The organism is Bradyrhizobium sp. SZCCHNS3052 (assembly GCF_032484495.1).
In the GTDB taxonomy this organism is placed as follows: Bacteria; Pseudomonadota; Alphaproteobacteria; order Rhizobiales; family Xanthobacteraceae; genus Bradyrhizobium.
Window position 1 is genome coordinate 925,406 of record NZ_JAUETB010000001.1, and the last position, 15,185, is coordinate 940,590.

A 15,185-nucleotide genomic window follows, 5' to 3' on the forward strand; every position below is an offset into this window, starting at 1 on the left:
GCCATGGCCGAGATCCGGATCGAGAATCTGTTCAAGGAGTTCGGCGGCTTTGCCGCCGTGCGCGGCACAAGCTTCACGATCGCCGACGGCGAGTTCTTCTGCCTGCTCGGTCCGTCCGGCTGCGGCAAGACCACGACGCTGCGCATGATTGCAGGCCTGGAGCTGCCGACCTCGGGGGCGATCAGGCTCGGCGGCGAGGACGTCACCTTCCGCCGCGCGCGCGAGCGCGACATCGCCATGGTGTTCCAGCTGTTCGCGCTCTACCCGCACATGAACGTGCGCCGGAACATCGCTTTTCCCCTGGTCTCGATGGGGGTGCCCAAGGGGGAGATCCGGCGGCGGGTCGAGGAAGCCGCGCGCATCCTGCGCATCGACCATCTGATCGACCGTCCGGTGAGCGGGTTGTCGAGCGGCGATCGCCAGCGCGTCGCGCTCGGCCGCGCCATCGTCCGCGAGCCGAAAGCGTTCTTGATGGATGAGCCGCTCGGCGCGCTCGATGCGGAGTTCCGTCACATCATGTGCGGCGAGCTGCGCGCCCTGCACGACCGGCTCAAGGCCACCACCGTGTTCGTGACTCACGACCAGCTCGAGGCGATGTCGATGGCCGACACGATCGCGGTGATGAATCGCGGCGTCGTGGAGCAGCTCGGAACGCCCCAGGAGATCTACGACCGTCCCGCCACCATGTTCGTCGCGGACTTCATCGGCTCGCCGGCGATGAACTTCATCCGCTTCGCGGGCAGGCTTGGCGCCGGCACGAACTGCGTGCGGATCGACGGCGCCGAGATCGGCGTGCCCGAGCTGCGCGAGGATGCCGGGAGCGACGAGTTGGTCCTCGGTGTGCGGCCGGAGCAGGTGGCGCTCAGCGCCGAAGGCGGGCTGCGCGGCGAGGTGTTCGGCGCCGAATATCTCGGCACCACCCAGATCATCACCGTCACGACGTCTCATGGCATCGTCAAGGCGCGCGCGCCCGCGGCGGTCCGGGTGCAGCGTGCGGAGCCGGTCGGGCTCAGCTTCCGCGCCGACCGGCTGTCGCTGTTCGACGCCGCCACGGGCCGCGCGGTCCGCACGGCGCTGTATGAGCAGCCGGTGAGAGGAGGGCGCCATCATGGCTGAGACGCGGCTCAACGCCGTCAGCAAGTCGTTCGGTTCCAAGCCGGCGGTACGGGATTTGTCGCTGACCATCCGCGACGGCGAGCTCGTCGTGCTGCTCGGGCCGACCGGTGCCGGCAAGACCACGACATTGCGGCTCGTGGCCGGCCTCGAGATGCCGGATCGCGGCAGCATCACCATCGGCGGCGTCGACCAGACGAAGGCGACGCCGGCCGCGCGTGACGTCACGTTCGTGTTCCAGCAATATTCTCTCTATCCGCATCTGTCGGTGTACGACAATCTGGCTTTCCCACTGCGCTCGCCGGTGCGCAAGATTGCGGAGGCTGAGATCAGGCGCATCGTCGGTGACGTCGCGGCGATGCTCCGGATCGAGGACAAGCTCGGCAACCGCGCTACTCAGCTCTCCGGCGGCCAGATGCAGCGCGTGGCGATCGGCCGCGCGCTGGTGCGCAGACCTGCGATCGCGTTGCTAGACGAGCCGCTATCCTCGCTCGACGCCAAGCTGCGTTCCGAGCTGCGCATCGAGCTCAAGCGTATCCAGCAGGATCTCGGCGCCACCATGCTCTACGTCACCCACGACCAGATCGAGGCGATGACGCTCGCCAACCGTATCGGCGTGATCGAGCAGGGCCGGCTGGTGCAGGTCGGCAGCCCGCGGGAGGTCTATGAGGATCCGGCCAATACCTATGTGGCGACCCGGCTCGGCAGTCCCGGCATCAATCTACTGCCGCGCGGGCTGTTTCCGGATCTTGCGGTGCCGGGCGACGTCGCGACGATCGGCGCGCGCACCGAGCACATGACGGTCCGGCGCGCCGAGAGCCGTGCCGACGCACGGGTGAAATGGATCGAGCATCTCGGCGATCAGAATCATCTGCATATCACGCTGCAGGACCAGACCATCGTCAGCCTGGTGGAGCCGGATACGGAATTGAAAGTCGGCGACTCCGTCGCTATCGAGTTCACCCGGCCGCTGCTGTTCGACCGGGCGGGCCAGCGGGTGAGATAGACAATGGACCAGGCGTTCAAGCGCAAGGTGATCGTGGCGATGGCCGATGCCATCATCGCCCATGCGGAGGAGCTGACCGCGCTCGACTCGGCGATCGGCGACGGCGATCACGGCCTCAACATGAAGCGCGGCTTCGAGGCCGTGCTCGCCGATGTGGACAATATCTCCGCCAAGCCTCTTCCCGAGGCGTTGAAGGCGGTCGGCATGGCGCTGGTGATGAAGGTCGGCGGTGCGTCCGGTCCGCTCTATGGCACGCTGGCGATGGGACTTGGCAAGGCGCTGCCATCAGAGCCCTCTGCCGCCGAAGCGGCGGCGGCGCTCGGTCGCGCCATCGCGGACGTCAGAGCGCGTGGCAAGTCGGAAGCCGGTCAGAAGACCATGCTCGACGTCTTGATCCCGGTGCAGGCAGCTTTTGCGGCCGGTGGCGACGATCTCAGTTCCCGGCTGCCCGCAATCGCCGCCGAGGCCGCCGACGCGACGGTGCCGATGCTGGCGATCCGCGGCCGTGCTTCGTTTCTCGGCGAGCGCTCGATCGGGCACATGGATCCCGGCGCGCGCTCGTCCAGCCTGCTGGTGCAGGCGATCTGCGGCGTATTCAATGAGGCCTGGGCATGAGTGAGCAGAAGAATGTCGGCATCGTCATCGTGTCGCATTCCGCCAAGGTGGCGGAAGGCGCGGCCGACATGGTCCGGCAGATGGTCGGCGACAGCGTGCCGCTCGCGGCGGTCGGCGGCAATGCCGATGGCGGGCTCGGCACCGATGTCGGCGCCATCATGGGCGCGATCGACAAGGCATGGTCGGAGTCGGGCGTTGCGATCCTGGTCGATCTCGGCGGCGCCGAGACCAACAGCGAGATGGCGGTGGAGATGATGCCGGAGGAGCGGCGCGAGCGCATCGTGATCTGCAACGCGCCGCTGGTCGAGGGCGCCGTGATGGCGGCGACGGAAGCTTCCGGCGGCTCGCCGCTCGATGCGGTGCGCGCGACCGCCGAAGAGCTGATGGGCGGATGAGCAGGAACGATAATGGCTGACGGTGGAGAGATCGGCATGCAGGAAGCGAAGGCGCGTGCGCTGCTGACCAACGAGGTCGGGCTGCATGCGCGGCCCTCGGTCAAGCTGACCCAGCTCGCCAAGCGCTTTGCGTCGAGCATCGAAGTCGCGATCGCGGCCGACGGGCCCTGGACCGACGCCAAGAGCCCGGTGAAGATCATGCGCGTCAAGGCGGCCAAGGGTGAGACGCTGTTCCTGCGCGCCAACGGAACTGATGCCGAGGCGGCCATCGCGGCGCTTGTCGATCTGGTCGACCGCAAGTTCGACGAGGAGTGACGATGGAGCGGCGCATTTTCGGGCGTGGAGCGTCGGACGGGTTGGCCATCGGGCCCGCCGCGATCCTGCATGCGCTGGAGGGCGCCAGCCGGAGCAAAGGGGCGATCGCCGAGGAGCATGAAGCGCTCGCCACAGCGGTCGCACATGCACGTGAGGCCGTGGCCGAGCTGATCGACGGGCTCGAGGGAGACGCGGCCGAGCTGATCGGCTTTCAGCTCGCACTGCTCGAAGACGATGCGCTGACAGAAGCGGCTTACGTCCAGATCGAGGGCGGCGTCGCTGCGGATGCGGCCTGGCGTGCGGCGATGGCGGAGGAGATGGCGGGGTATGAGTCCGCTGAGGACGAATATTTCCGCGCCCGCGCCGGCGACCTCGCCGACATCCGGGATCGCGTGCTGCGACACTTGTTCGGCTTGCAGCAGAACGGCAAGTTGCCGAAGGGGGCGATCGTCGTTGCGCGTGATCTGGCGCCATCGGCTTTCCTCGCCATCGAGTGGACGAATGGAGGGGGCATCGCGCTCGGCGAGGGCAGCCCGACCAGCCATGTCGCGATGTTGGCGCGCAGCCGCGGCGTGCCGATGGTGGTCGGGCTCGGTCACGATTGGGACAAGCTGACAGGGGATTTGCTGGTCGATGGCGGTCGCGGTGTCGTCATTGCCGATCCCAGTGCGCAGCGTATCGCTGCCGCCCGGGCGGAGGATGCGACCGCCTCGCGCCGCAAGGCGGACGCGATCGCGCGCCAGCACGAACCGGCACTGACGCGCGACGGCACCCGCGTCTCGGTGCTCGTCAACATCTCCGGCCCTGCCGACATGACGCTGCTTCCGGCCGCAGCCTGCGACGGCATCGGCCTGGCACGCACCGAGTTTCTCACCGGCAACCTGCTTCACGACGAGGAGGCACAATATCACGCCTATGCCGAGCTCGTGCGCTGGGCCGAAGGCCGGCCGGTCACGATCCGCACGCTCGATGCCGGCGGCGACAAGCCGATTCCGGGCTACACGATCGATGGCGAGAGCAACCCGTTTCTCGGCCTTCGTGGCCTCCGTCTGTCCTTGCGTCACCCCGAGATCTTCCGCGTTCAACTGCGCGCGCTGGCTCGCGCCGCTGCGCTCGGACCGCTCAAGGTGATGCTGCCGATGGTGACCAATGCAGCGGAGCTGGACGTGGCGCGTCGCCATCTCCGCGCCGTGCTCGCCGACTTGGCCGCCGGCAACGTCGCGTTCGCCGCGCCGGCCTTCGGAATGATGGTCGAGGTGCCGGCTGCTGCGTTGGCAGCGCATGACTTCGCTGCGGACTTCTTCTCGATCGGCACCAATGACCTGACCCAATACGCGACCGCTGCTTCGCGTGACGGCGCCGAGGTCGCCGACTATGCTGACGTGCTGCATCCCGGGGTGCTGGCGATGATTGCCCATGTGGTGCGCGCTGGTCGCGCGCGGGGCGTGGAAGTCTCGATCTGCGGCGACGCCGCCGGTGATGTCAGAGCCATGCCGGCGCTGCTTGAGCTCGGTGTGCGCGCGCTGTCGGTCGCGCCGGGCCTGCTGCCGCTGGTGAAGGCGGCGATCCGCGAGCTTGACCTCGCCAAGGGCACGGAAAAGACCGCGGAAGAGGGCGCATGAGTGACCAGGATGCATCGGGGGCCGCGAGTCCGCTCACCGAATACAAGGCGATCCTGCGCGCGGTCATCGACAGCCGTCCCTCCGGTACACGGCAGCGGCTGGCGGAGGCGATCGGCAAGAATCGCAGCTTCATCTCGCAGATCGTCAATCCGGCCTATGCGACGCCGATCCCGCTGCAGCATCTCGAGACCATCTTCCACATCTGTCACTTCTCGCCGCATGAGCAGCAGGCTTTTCTGACCGCCTACCGCGCCGCCCATCCGGGCCGGCTGGACGAGGTCGAGGCGCAGCGGCCGATGCGGCGCCTCGTGGTCGAGCTGCCGGACTTCGGCGACCCCGCGCTCAACGCCCATGCCGACCGCATCATCACCGGCGTCGCGCGCGGCATCACCGCGCTGATCTCAGCCAACGAAAACAACGACGACGCCGAACCGGGAGGGAAGCCATGAAGAAGCTGATCAACGCCGTTTCCGATGTGCTGAGCGAGAGCCTGCAGGGTTTTGCCGCCGTGCATGGCGACATCGTCACGCTGGGCGAGGACAACAAGTTCGTTCGCCGCAAGAGCCTCAAACCGGGCAAGGTCGCGCTGATCTCCGGCGGCGGCTCCGGCCATGAGCCGCTCCATGCCGGCTTCGTCGGGCCGGGCATGCTCGATGCCGCCTGTCCGGGCCAGGTGTTCACCTCCCCGACGCCTGACCAGATGCTCGCGGCCGCGCAGGCCGTGGACACCGGCGCGGGCGCGCTGTTCATCGTCAAGAACTACGAAGGCGACGTGATGAATTTCGCGATGGCCGCGGAGATGATGGAGGGCAAGGTCGCGACCGTCATTACCGACGACGACGTCGCGGTCGAGACCTCGACCTATTCGACCGGCCGCCGCGGCGTTGCCGGCACGCTGATCGTGGAGAAGATGCTGGGTGCTGCGGCCGAGCAGGGCCGCGATCTCGACGCGCTGAAGGCGCTTGGTGACGACGTCAACAGGCGCACCCGCTCGATGGGCGTGGCGCTGACCTCATGCACGGTGCCGGCCGCGGGCAAGCCGACCTTCACGCTCGGCGAGGACGAGATGGAGATGGGGGTCGGCATCCATGGCGAGCCCGGCAGGCGCCGGGTCAAGCTGGCGTCCGCGGACGCCATCGCCGAGGAGATGATGGGCGCGATCCTGGCCGATCTTGCAGCGAAGCCCGGGACTCCGTGCCTGCTGCTGGTCAACGGCTTCGGGGCTACGCCAGCGATGGAGTTGTACGTGATGGCCAATGCGGCGCGGCGCATCTTGGAAGGGCGCGGGCTCGCCATCGCGCGCGGGCTGGTCGGCTCCTACGTCACCTCGCTCGACATGGCCGGCTGCTCGCTCACCGTGACCGCGCTCGATGATGCGTCGCTGGGACTGTGGGACGCGCCGGTGCACACCGCGGCGCTGCGCTGGGGCTGCTGAAGCAATGCGTGCTCAGCGGATCTCGTTCGAGTAGTAGTGTTGCGCCGTCGTGGCGCGGTGCTGGCTGAGGATCGCCAGCGCGCCGGTCTGGTCGAAGGCCTCCTCGTCGATCACGAGCACGGCGCTCGGAGAGGGCAGGCCGAGCAGCTTGCGGTCCTCCTTGGTGGCGACCTCGGCCGTCACCTTCTCGCGCACCGCAGCGATCCGGATGCCATAGGCCTCGAGCAGATGGCGGTAGATCAGGGCAGGGACCTTCTTCGGCTCGGCCGGAAATCCCGCCACGCGGCTCGCGACAATCGAGATCCGCGAATGCAGCACCGGCGCGCCAGCGACGCGGCGGATGCGATGAAGATGCAGCAGCGGCCCGCGCTCGGCCATCGCGAACAGCGCCGCTTCGTCTGGCTCGGCGGCGCGTGTCGTCACCGACAGCACCTCGGCCTCCGAGTGCAGCAGGCCGCCGTCCGCGCCGAGCAGGCGGAAGTACTGGAAGAAGAAGCTGAGCCCATGCTGCGACGCGCGGCCCGTCACCACCGTGCCGGTCTTGCGCCGGCGCATCAGCATGCCGCCCGCGGTGAGATCGGCCAGCGCGCGGCGGATGGTGCCGACGGCGACGCCATATTGATTGGCGAGCGCGACCTCGCCGGGCAGCACCGTCCCCGGCGGCATGTCGCCGATCAGGATCGCCTCGGCGATCTGGCGCTTGACATGCTCGTAGAGCGGCACCGGCAGCGCGCCTGGACCCGCCCCCACCCCGTCTGCCGCTTTGCTGGCCACAGCTGCCTTTTTCATGGAATTGACAAACGCCGCGTCGTGAATTCTATTTCTATATAGAATATAGGATAGAGCTGGCGGCAAATGATTTCTGAGGGCATTCCAGCGGACCGGGGCGCGCGCAGCCTGGCCAGCGCTTTTGCCGCGATCGACGCCATGGCCGAGACGGCGGTCGAGGACCTGCGGAAGATGGTGGCGGTCGACACCAGCTTTCCTCCGGGGGCCGGCTACGATGCATTTGCCGACGTGATGGAGCAGCTCGCTGCCCCGCTGGCACTGGATAGCGAGCGCGTGATCGTTCCGGAGGACCTATGGCGCGCACCGGGCGCGCGCGGATCGCGGACGAATCTGATCGCACGGCGCCGCGCCGGCAGACCGGTGCTCGGGCTCTATTTCCATGTGGACACGGTACCGGCGGCGCCCGGCTGGGTCACCGATCCGCTGCAGCTGAGCCGCGACGGTGACCGTCTGATCGGACTCGGCGCGGCCGACATGAAGGGATCGATTGCGGCGGCGCTGCTCGCACTCCGCGGCGCGCAGCAGACTGGATTGCCGCTGGCCTATGATCCGATGTTGCTGCTGTGCACGGACGAGGAGGCAGGGCTTTATCCCGGCGTGCGTTACCTTGCCGAGCAGGGCCGTCTCGAAGGGCATATTCTGAATTTCAACGGCAGTGCCATGCCGCGGATCTGGGCCGGCTGCTTCGGCCTGTTCACGCTCACGGTGCGGGTTCACGGCAAGGCAGCGCATGCCGGCGAGCAGCGCCGCGCCGGCGCCAACGCGATCGAGGCGGCGCTGCCGATCCTCAATGCGCTCGCGGCCCTCGAGCCGGTCATCGCGCAGCGGACGTCGGCGTTGCCGCCACCGCCGCAGGCGGCTGGACCGCTCGCCGCGAGCCTCGACATCTCAGCCATTCATGGCGGCCAATGCGGCGGACAGATCCCCTCGCTGGTCGAGATTCTCCTGTGCCGCCGATACACGCCCGAGGAGGACTTCGCCGCTGCACGCCGCGAGATCGAAGCGGCCGTCCGGCAGGCGGCCGGCACCCTCGACGTCGAGATCATCCTCACCGGCCATCTGATGCCGACATCCGATCCCGGCGGGCCGCATTGGTCGCGCTGGCAGCAGGCGCTGTCGGCCGGTTTCGGCTATGCCGCGGAAGACTTCGCTCGCTGGGGGGCGGCCGGCTGCTCCGATTTCGGCTGGGTGCAGCAGGCCACGGGCGTGCAGGAGGTGCTGCTCACGGGCCTCGGCAGGCCCGATAGCCGCATTCATGCGCCGGGCGAATCCACGACGCTCGCCGACATCGTCGCATTGGCGAAATCGGTGCTCGCCTATCTCGCAGCCGAGTTCCGTCCCGAACTCTGTCCCGAAGCCATCACGCCTGAAAAGGACTTCGCCTGATGCCGTCCGTGACCCGTCGTCATTTCCTTGCCGGCTCCGCGCTCGTGCTTGGTGCTCTGCCGCAAGTCTCTCTCTCGGCCGAGGCGCCGAAGCGCGGCGGCGTGTTGCGGATCTCGGTCGACCAGGGCGCGGCGGTCATTCATCCGCTGCTCGCGCGTGTCAATCCGGAATACCTCATCACCGAGCTGCTCTATTCCAACTTGACCCGGTTGAAGCCGGACATGTCGGTCGAGCCGGACCTCGCCTTGTCGTGGCAGGCCGGCGCGGGGCTCACCGAGTGGACGTTCAGGCTGCGGCCCAATCTCAGCTTCCACGACGGCTCGCCGCTGACGGCGGAGGATGTCGTCGCGACCTTCAAGGCGATCCTCGATCCGAAGACCGCATCACCGGCGCGCACCAATGTCGGCCCGATCAAGGATGTCGCTGCCGTCGATGCGTCGACCGTGCGGTTCACGTTGTCGGTTGCCTTTGCCGATTTTCCGGTCGCGCTCGCCTACAACAATGCGCGCATCGTGCCTGCGAAAGTCGTTGCTGCCGATCTCGCCAGCCTCGCCACAAAGGCGAATGGTTCAGGGCCGTTCAAGCTCGTGTCCTATGAGCCGGACCGCAAGATCGTCGTCGAGCGCAACCCGGCGTATTACGATCCGGCGCGGCCTTTGCTCGATCGCGTCGAGATTCTCGTCTATCCCGACCGCACCGCCGAAGCATCGGCTCTGATTTCGGGCGACATCGATCTCATGTTGTCGACCACGCCCGGCGAATATGAGCGGCTCGGCAAGGCCAGCGGCGTCAAGGCGGTGCGGGTCCCCTCGGGGCAGTTTCTGAACGTCAACATGGGCTGCGATCAGAAGCCGTTCAACGACGTTCGCGTGCGCCAGGCGCTGGCGCTGACCATCGATCGCGAGGCCATGGCCGGCTTCGTGGCCGGCGGCTACGGCACGCCCGGCAACGACACGCCGCTGAGCCCCGCCTACCGGTTCTATCAGGACAGCAAGCTGAAGAAGCCCGACATCGCGAAAGCCAGGCAATTGCTCGCCGATGCCGGCTATCCCTCCGGCATCGACCTGACGATGGTGGCATCCGACAAACCGGACACGCGCACGCAGCTTGGCGTTGCGATCCGTGAGATGGCGGCACCGGCCGGCTTCCGCATCAACGTTCAGACGATGCCGCACGCGACCTATCTCGACCAGGTCTGGAAGAAGGGCAATTTCTACGTCGGATTCTACAACATGCAATCGACCGCCGACGCGATCTTCAAGCTGCTCTACACCTCGGATGCCGCCTGGAACGAGACACGCTGGAACAATGCGCGCTTCGACGAGATCGTCAATGCGGCGCGTAGCGAGACCGACGATGCCAATCGCGCCGCGCTCTATGCGCGGGCCCAGACGATGATGAGCGAGGAGGTGCCGTCGGTCATTCCGGTCTTCTTCGACATCCTGGCGGCGCAGCGCGCCTATGTGGAAGGATACCAGCTGCATCCGCGCGGATCGGTGTTTCGGCTCGATCTCGTCTCGCTCGGCGCAGGCGCGCCCAGGCGCAGCTGAGGCGGGGATCCGAGCGGTGTCATTCGCCTGGCTGCTGCGGCGGCTGCTCCTGATGGTCTATACGGTCGTCGTCGTCAGTGTGCTGGTGTTCGCCATCACACAGGCGCTACCGGCTGACGCAGCGCAGACGCTGCTTGGCGAGAACGCTTCGCCGGAGGCGCTGGCCGCAATTCGCAGCCGGCTCGGGCTCGACGACCCGGTCTGGCTGCAATTCACGCATTGGGTCGCGCACGCGGCCATCGGCAATTTCGGTGTCTCCATGCGCACCGGCCTGCCGGTCGCGCCGGAGATGCTGACGGCGCTGTCGCGCTCGCTGCTGCTGGCAGCGGGCGCACTCGTCGTCACCCTCCTGATCGCGGTCCCGCTCGGAATCTTCGCGGCGCTCCGCAAGGGGCGGCCGGCGGATACGGCCACCAGCGTGGTCGCCTATCTCGGGGTCTCCCTGCCGGAGTTCGTCACGGCAACCGTGCTCGCGCTGCTGCTGACCGACATTCTGCCATGGCTGCCGGCGACCGGCTACGTGTCGCCGCTGGAGGATGCCGGGCCGGCGCTGCGCCATCTGATCCTTCCGGTCCTGACCGTCTCGGTCATTCTCGTCGCGCATGTGATGCGCATGATGCGTTCGGAGACGCTGGACGTGCTGCAGTCCGACTACGTCCGCGCGGCGCGGCTGAAAGGCCTGCCCGAGCGGACGGTGCTGATGCGGCATGTGATGCGCAACGCGCTGCTGCCGGTCATCACCATCGTCGCGCTCGACGTCGGCTATCTCCTGGGCGGCATCATCGTCATCGAGGAGATTTTCGCCATTCCCGGCATCGGTCGGGCATTGATGATCGCCATCACCACCCGCGATCTGCCGTCGATCCAGGCCGGCGCGATGATCATGGCGGTCACCTATGCGATCACCAACACGCTGGCGGATGTCGTCTACGCGCTGCTCGACAGGCGGATCAGCTATGACTGAGCTGCTCGGCAGGATGATCCGCAAGCCGCAGGGGGCGATCAGCGTGATGCTGCTCGTTGCCCTCGCCATCGTCTGCATCCTCGGCCCGTGGCTCGCGCCCTATGGGCCGGAGAAGATGGATTTTCTCGGCCGTTTCCGCCCGCCGGGATGGCAGAACTGGCTGGGCGCCGATCAGTTCGGCCGCGACGTGCTGAGCCGGCTGCTGTCCGGCGCGCGCGCCACCGTTCCGATGGCGCTCGCGGCGACGCTCGCCGGCAGCGCGATGGGCGCCGTGATCGGCGTCGCATCGGCCTATCTCGGTGGCAAGGCCGACGAATTCATCATGCGCACCAACGATGCTGTGATGGCCATTCCCGGTCTCCTCATGGCGCTGCTGCTGGTCAGCACGCTCGGAAATGGGGCTGTCAACGCGGTGATCGCGATTGCCTTTGCGTTCGCGCCGGGCATGGCACGGGTCACGCGCTCCGTGGCGCTTGCTGTGCGCAGTCAGGACTACGTCAAGGCCGCCATCGCGCGCGGCGAAGCGGCATCGCAGATCATTTTCCGCGAGATGCTTCCGAACGTGATGGGCCCGATCATCATCGAGGCCACCATCCGGGTGTCATTTGCGGTGATGCTGTTCGCGACGCTCAGCTTCCTCGGCCTGGGTGCACAGCCGCCGGCATCGGAATGGGGCCTGATGGTGGCCGATGCGCGCCAATACATGCACCGGGCGCCATGGATCCTCATCGCGCCCTCGGCCGCGATCGCGCTGTCGGCGATCGCCTTCAATCTCGTCGGCGATGCCCTGCGCGACGCGCTGAATCCGAGGGACGATCGATGAAGCCGGCGCTCGCCATCACTGGTTACGGGCTGGACTACGTCACCCCGGCGGGCGCTGTGGAGGTGCTGCGTGACGTGTCGCTCGAGATCGCGCCCGGCGAGGTGCTCGGCCTCGTCGGCGAATCCGGCTCCGGTAAGAGCTCGCTGGCTTGGGCGTTGATGCGGCATCTGCCGGCCAATGCCCGCGAGGTCTCGGGCTCCCTGTGTCTGGGTGACCTCGACCTGCGGTCCCTCAGCCTGAAGCGACTGACCGCGGTCCGTGGCCGCCGCATCGGCATGGTGTTCCAGGATCCGTCGACCGCGCTCAATCCGACATTGACCATCGGCCGCCAGATCACCGAGGCGCTGATGCGTCATCGCGATCTGAATGCGCGGGCCGCCAGGAACCTCGCGATCGAATTGCTCGGCCATGTCGAGCTGCGCGACCCCGTGGCGGTGCTGCGGCGCTATCCGTACGAGATCTCCGGCGGCGAGAAGCAGCGGGTAGTCATCGCGACGGCCTTCGGGTGCCGGCCCGATGTCATCCTGTTCGATGAGCCTACGACGGCGCTCGACGTCATCACCGGCGCCCGCATCATCGAGCTGTTTGCGCGGTTGCGTGCGGAGACGGGCGTCGCTGCGCTCTACATCTCGCACGATCTCGCGATGATGACCCGGGTCGCCGATCGTGTCGCGGTGATCCGGCACGGCCGCATCGTCGAGCAGGCGCCCGCGTCTGATATCTTCAGGACGCCGCAGCACGCCTACACCAAGGCGCTCATCGCCGCCGTGCCGCGTCCGGAGCGGCGGCTCGTGAACGATCAGCCGGGCGCGGCCCTGGTACTGGACGCACGCGGCATCGAAGTCCATTACGGCAGGGGCGGGCTGTTCCGTGCGGCTCCGTCACCGGCGACCAGGGCCGTCGATGTCCGCGTCCGTGCCGGCGAAATCGTCGGCCTCGTCGGTGAATCCGGCTCGGGGAAGTCATCCGTCGCTCGCGCCCTCACCGGGCTTGCCCGCTTCGACGGCACGATCAGCTTCGACGGCCGAACGTTGCGCAGGGCCGGTGACATGAACCGTGCCTATCGGCGCGATGTCCAAATCGTGTTCCAGCACCCGGATTCCTCGCTCAATCCGCGCCATCGGATCGGTGAGATCCTGTCGCGCCCCTTGAAGCTCTATGGCGGCGACGTCGCCGCCGTGCCGCGCCTGCTCGAACAGGTCCGGCTGCCGGCGTCGTATGCCATGCGCTGGCCGCACCAGCTCTCGGGTGGCGAGAAGCAGCGCGTCGCGATCGCGCGTGCTTTTGCGGCGCGGCCGCGCCTGGTGATCTGCGACGAGATCACGGCGCCGCTCGACGTCTCGGTCCAGGCCCAGATCATCGAGCTGCTGCTGGCTTTGCGCGCCCAGACGGGTGCGGCCTATCTCTTCATCACCCACGATCTCAACCTGATCAGGCAGATCGCGCACCGCATCGTCGTGATGCGCCACGGCCGGCTGGTCGACAGCCGTGCCGTCGATGCCTTCGGCGCAGACGACGTTCACCCTTACACCCGCGAGCTGATGGCGGCCTCGCCAGCGCCCGTTGGCTGACCGCAAGGATTGCCCCCATGGATCGCAACGACCTGCTCGCCCGCATCGACATTCCAGCTTCGCTCGCGCTGCTGTCGCGCATGGTTCAGCACAAGAGCTATTCGAAGACCGAGGGCGAGAAGCAGCTCGCGACCTTCATGGCTGAACAGATGAGCGCGATCGGCCTGGATGCCGCGGTCGCCCCGTTCGGGGCCGAGGGCCGTGTCAACGCGGTCGGCCGCTGGCACGGCACCGGCGGCGGCAAGAGCCTGCTCTTCAACGGCCATGTCGATACAAATCCGGTGACCGAGGGCTGGACCCTCGATCCCTGGGCGGGGAAGGTGGACGACGACTTCGTCTACGGAATCGGCGTGTCAAACATGAAGGCCGGCGACGCCGCCTATTTCTGCGCGGTCAAGACGCTGATCGAGGCCGGCGTCAGGCTGAGGGGTGATGTCGTTCTGACCTATGTGGTCGGCGAGCTGCAAGGCGGAGTCGGCACCTATTCGTTGCTGGAGCAGGGGCTGCGCGCGGACTATTTCATCAATTCCGAGCCAACCGACCTCAAGGCGATGACGATGCATGCCGCGGCATTCATGTTCATCATCGAGCTCGTCGGCAACACGCGGCATCTGTCGAAGCGCGAGGAGGCGGTGGACGCCATCACCGCCGCCTGCGATCTCATTCCGCGCCTCAATGCGACGCGGTTCTCCGGCGCGCGTTCGCCGGCACATGAGGCCATCAATCGCGTCCATGTCGGCGTCGTGCACGGCGCGCTCGGTCGTGAGTTGCACGAATGGCGGACGCCGCAGGTCGCGGATTTCGTCCGCATCAAGGGCTCCGGTCGTTACGCTCCTGGGCAGACCGAGCAGGGCGCGCTCGCGGACATGCGGCGCGAGCTCGATGCGCTGGAGGGGCGTTTTCCCGGCCTGAAGGCCCATCTGATGTCGGAGGACCGCGCCGGCGTGCCGACCATGCCGCCGTTCGAGGTCGCGCCGGACAGCCCGATCGTCCGTGCCGTCAACAATGCCTATCGCGTCGTGCGCGGCGCCGCCCAGCCGACAGGCCCGGTGGCGCCGAGCTGCTTCTATGGCACCGATGCCGGCCATCTCTATACGTATGGCGGCATGGAGGGCATCGTCTGCGGGCCGGGCGGCCGCTACAACACGATGCCGGACGAGCGCGTCGACATTCCCGACTATCTCGACATGATCCGCATCTACATGCTGGCCATTCTCGATATCTGCGGCTGAACCCGCGCTCAGGCGGCGGCTGCCTGTTGCTGGAATTGCTCGAACGCCGCAATCGCATCGGCGGCATACATCAACGACGGTCCGCCGCCCATGTAGATCGCCATGCCGAGCGTCTCCTCGACCTCCTGCCGGCTTGCACCGAGACGGACGAGCGCCTCCGCGTGAAAGCCGATGCAGCCGTCGCACCGAACGGCAACCCCGATCGCCAGCGCGATCAGCTCCTTGGTCTTCTTGTCGAGCGCGCCATCAGCGGCGGCGGCCCTCGCCAGTGCCGAGAAGCCCTGCATGACGTCCGGAATGTCCTTGCGCAGCGTCTTCAGGTTACCCGAGATGTCCTTGCAGATCTCGCTGTACAGTTTGGTCATGATA

At 67.3% G+C, this 15,185-nt stretch carries 16 protein-coding genes; 14 read left to right on the plus strand and 2 right to left on the minus strand.

Annotated elements, in window-relative coordinates; all coding sequences use genetic code 11:
- Window positions 1-3: 3 nt before the first annotated feature.
- From QX073_RS04175 to dhaK, 8 genes are read left to right on the plus strand one after another with little or no spacing between them, the layout of a single operon-like run.
- On the plus strand, window positions 4-1,116 hold the full coding sequence (locus QX073_RS04175; RefSeq protein ID WP_315712564.1) for an ABC transporter ATP-binding protein: 1,113 nt from the start codon (window positions 4-6) through the stop codon (window positions 1,114-1,116).
- Window positions 1,109-2,119 (plus strand): ABC transporter ATP-binding protein, encoded by a 1,011-nt coding sequence (locus QX073_RS04180; protein ID WP_315749851.1) that lies wholly within the window; start codon window positions 1,109-1,111, stop codon window positions 2,117-2,119. Before QX073_RS04175 ends, QX073_RS04180 begins: the two co-directional genes overlap by 8 nt.
- Before the next feature lie 3 nt (window positions 2,120-2,122).
- A complete protein-coding gene (dhaL, locus tag QX073_RS04185; RefSeq protein WP_316194090.1) occupies window positions 2,123-2,734 on the plus strand; it encodes a dihydroxyacetone kinase subunit DhaL in 612 nt (203 codons plus the stop codon).
- Window positions 2,731-3,129 (plus strand): dihydroxyacetone kinase phosphoryl donor subunit DhaM, encoded by a 399-nt coding sequence (gene dhaM, locus QX073_RS04190; RefSeq protein WP_284416623.1) that lies wholly within the window; start codon window positions 2,731-2,733, stop codon window positions 3,127-3,129. The genes dhaL and dhaM overlap by 4 nt, the downstream gene beginning before the upstream one ends.
- Window positions 3,130-3,141: 12 nt before the next feature.
- Complete coding sequence (locus QX073_RS04195) at window positions 3,142-3,444, plus strand: HPr family phosphocarrier protein (RefSeq protein WP_316194091.1); 303 nt, start codon at window positions 3,142-3,144, stop codon at window positions 3,442-3,444.
- Between the two features lie 2 nt (window positions 3,445-3,446).
- Entirely contained in the window at window positions 3,447-5,066 is a 1,620-nt protein-coding gene (ptsP, locus tag QX073_RS04200) for a phosphoenolpyruvate--protein phosphotransferase (protein ID WP_316225359.1), read from the plus strand.
- The gene (locus QX073_RS04205; RefSeq protein WP_316225360.1) at window positions 5,063-5,515 is read left to right on the plus strand and encodes a hypothetical protein; all 453 of its coding nucleotides are present in this window, start codon (window positions 5,063-5,065) and stop codon (window positions 5,513-5,515) included. Before ptsP ends, QX073_RS04205 begins: the two co-directional genes overlap by 4 nt.
- Window positions 5,512-6,501 carry a dihydroxyacetone kinase subunit DhaK gene (gene dhaK, locus QX073_RS04210; RefSeq protein ID WP_316225361.1) on the plus strand — a complete coding sequence of 330 codons (990 nt, stop codon included), beginning with the start codon at window positions 5,512-5,514 and terminating at the stop codon, window positions 6,499-6,501. The genes QX073_RS04205 and dhaK overlap by 4 nt, the downstream gene beginning before the upstream one ends.
- A gap of 12 nt (window positions 6,502-6,513) precedes the next feature.
- Here dhaK and QX073_RS04215 read toward each other — a convergent pair whose 3' ends face one another.
- Complete coding sequence (locus QX073_RS04215) at window positions 6,514-7,290, minus strand: GntR family transcriptional regulator (protein WP_316225362.1); 777 nt, start codon at window positions 7,288-7,290, stop codon at window positions 6,514-6,516.
- Window positions 7,291-7,356: 66 nt separating this feature from the next.
- On the opposite strand from QX073_RS04215, the gene QX073_RS04220 reads away from it, so the two are divergent.
- The 6 genes from QX073_RS04220 to QX073_RS04245 are packed head-to-tail and all read left to right on the plus strand — an operon-like array spanning window position 7,357 to window position 14,816.
- On the plus strand, window positions 7,357-8,676 hold the full coding sequence (locus QX073_RS04220; protein WP_315712553.1) for a M20 family metallopeptidase: 1,320 nt from the start codon (window positions 7,357-7,359) through the stop codon (window positions 8,674-8,676).
- On the plus strand, window positions 8,676-10,226 hold the full coding sequence (locus tag QX073_RS04225; RefSeq protein ID WP_315712551.1) for an ABC transporter substrate-binding protein: 1,551 nt from the start codon (window positions 8,676-8,678) through the stop codon (window positions 10,224-10,226). The genes QX073_RS04220 and QX073_RS04225 overlap by 1 nt, the downstream gene beginning before the upstream one ends.
- Before the next feature lie 16 nt (window positions 10,227-10,242).
- On the plus strand, window positions 10,243-11,190 hold the full coding sequence (locus tag QX073_RS04230) for an ABC transporter permease (RefSeq protein ID WP_316225363.1): 948 nt from the start codon (window positions 10,243-10,245) through the stop codon (window positions 11,188-11,190).
- A complete protein-coding gene (locus tag QX073_RS04235) occupies window positions 11,183-12,013 on the plus strand; it encodes an ABC transporter permease (protein WP_315712549.1) in 831 nt (276 codons plus the stop codon). Before QX073_RS04230 ends, QX073_RS04235 begins: the two co-directional genes overlap by 8 nt.
- Window positions 12,010-13,584 carry an ABC transporter ATP-binding protein gene (gene nikE / locus QX073_RS04240; RefSeq protein ID WP_316225364.1) on the plus strand — a complete coding sequence of 525 codons (1,575 nt, stop codon included), beginning with the start codon at window positions 12,010-12,012 and terminating at the stop codon, window positions 13,582-13,584. The genes QX073_RS04235 and nikE overlap by 4 nt, the downstream gene beginning before the upstream one ends.
- A gap of 17 nt (window positions 13,585-13,601) precedes the next feature.
- Window positions 13,602-14,816 (plus strand): M20 family metallopeptidase, encoded by a 1,215-nt coding sequence (locus QX073_RS04245; RefSeq protein ID WP_316225365.1) that lies wholly within the window; start codon window positions 13,602-13,604, stop codon window positions 14,814-14,816.
- A gap of 8 nt (window positions 14,817-14,824) precedes the next feature.
- Here QX073_RS04245 and QX073_RS04250 read toward each other — a convergent pair whose 3' ends face one another.
- A complete protein-coding gene (locus QX073_RS04250; protein WP_315712545.1) occupies window positions 14,825-15,181 on the minus strand; it encodes a carboxymuconolactone decarboxylase family protein in 357 nt (118 codons plus the stop codon).
- Between the last annotated feature and the right edge of the window lie 4 nt (window positions 15,182-15,185).

Bases quoted from the DNA above. Each gene is read 5' to 3' on its own strand.
- QX073_RS04175 (WP_315712564.1), top strand. From the start codon at position 4: ATGGCCGAGATCCGGATCGAGAATCTGTTCAAGGAGTTCGGCGGCTTT.
- QX073_RS04180 (WP_315749851.1), top strand. From the start codon at position 1,109: ATGGCTGAGACGCGGCTCAACGCCGTCAGCAAGTCGTTCGGTTCCAAG.
- dhaL (WP_316194090.1), top strand. From the start codon at position 2,123: ATGGACCAGGCGTTCAAGCGCAAGGTGATCGTGGCGATGGCCGATGCC.
- dhaM (WP_284416623.1), top strand. From the start codon at position 2,731: ATGAGTGAGCAGAAGAATGTCGGCATCGTCATCGTGTCGCATTCCGCC.
- QX073_RS04195 (WP_316194091.1), top strand. From the start codon at position 3,142: ATGGCTGACGGTGGAGAGATCGGCATGCAGGAAGCGAAGGCGCGTGCG.
- ptsP (WP_316225359.1), top strand. From the start codon at position 3,447: ATGGAGCGGCGCATTTTCGGGCGTGGAGCGTCGGACGGGTTGGCCATC.
- QX073_RS04205 (WP_316225360.1), top strand. From the start codon at position 5,063: ATGAGTGACCAGGATGCATCGGGGGCCGCGAGTCCGCTCACCGAATAC.
- dhaK (WP_316225361.1), top strand. From the start codon at position 5,512: ATGAAGAAGCTGATCAACGCCGTTTCCGATGTGCTGAGCGAGAGCCTG.
- QX073_RS04215 (WP_316225362.1), bottom strand. From the start codon at position 7,290: ATGAAAAAGGCAGCTGTGGCCAGCAAAGCGGCAGACGGGGTGGGGGCG.
- QX073_RS04220 (WP_315712553.1), top strand. From the start codon at position 7,357: ATGATTTCTGAGGGCATTCCAGCGGACCGGGGCGCGCGCAGCCTGGCC.
- QX073_RS04225 (WP_315712551.1), top strand. From the start codon at position 8,676: ATGCCGTCCGTGACCCGTCGTCATTTCCTTGCCGGCTCCGCGCTCGTG.
- QX073_RS04235 (WP_315712549.1), top strand. From the start codon at position 11,183: ATGACTGAGCTGCTCGGCAGGATGATCCGCAAGCCGCAGGGGGCGATC.
- nikE (WP_316225364.1), top strand. From the start codon at position 12,010: ATGAAGCCGGCGCTCGCCATCACTGGTTACGGGCTGGACTACGTCACC.
- QX073_RS04245 (WP_316225365.1), top strand. From the start codon at position 13,602: ATGGATCGCAACGACCTGCTCGCCCGCATCGACATTCCAGCTTCGCTC.
- QX073_RS04250 (WP_315712545.1), bottom strand. From the start codon at position 15,181: ATGACCAAACTGTACAGCGAGATCTGCAAGGACATCTCGGGTAACCTG.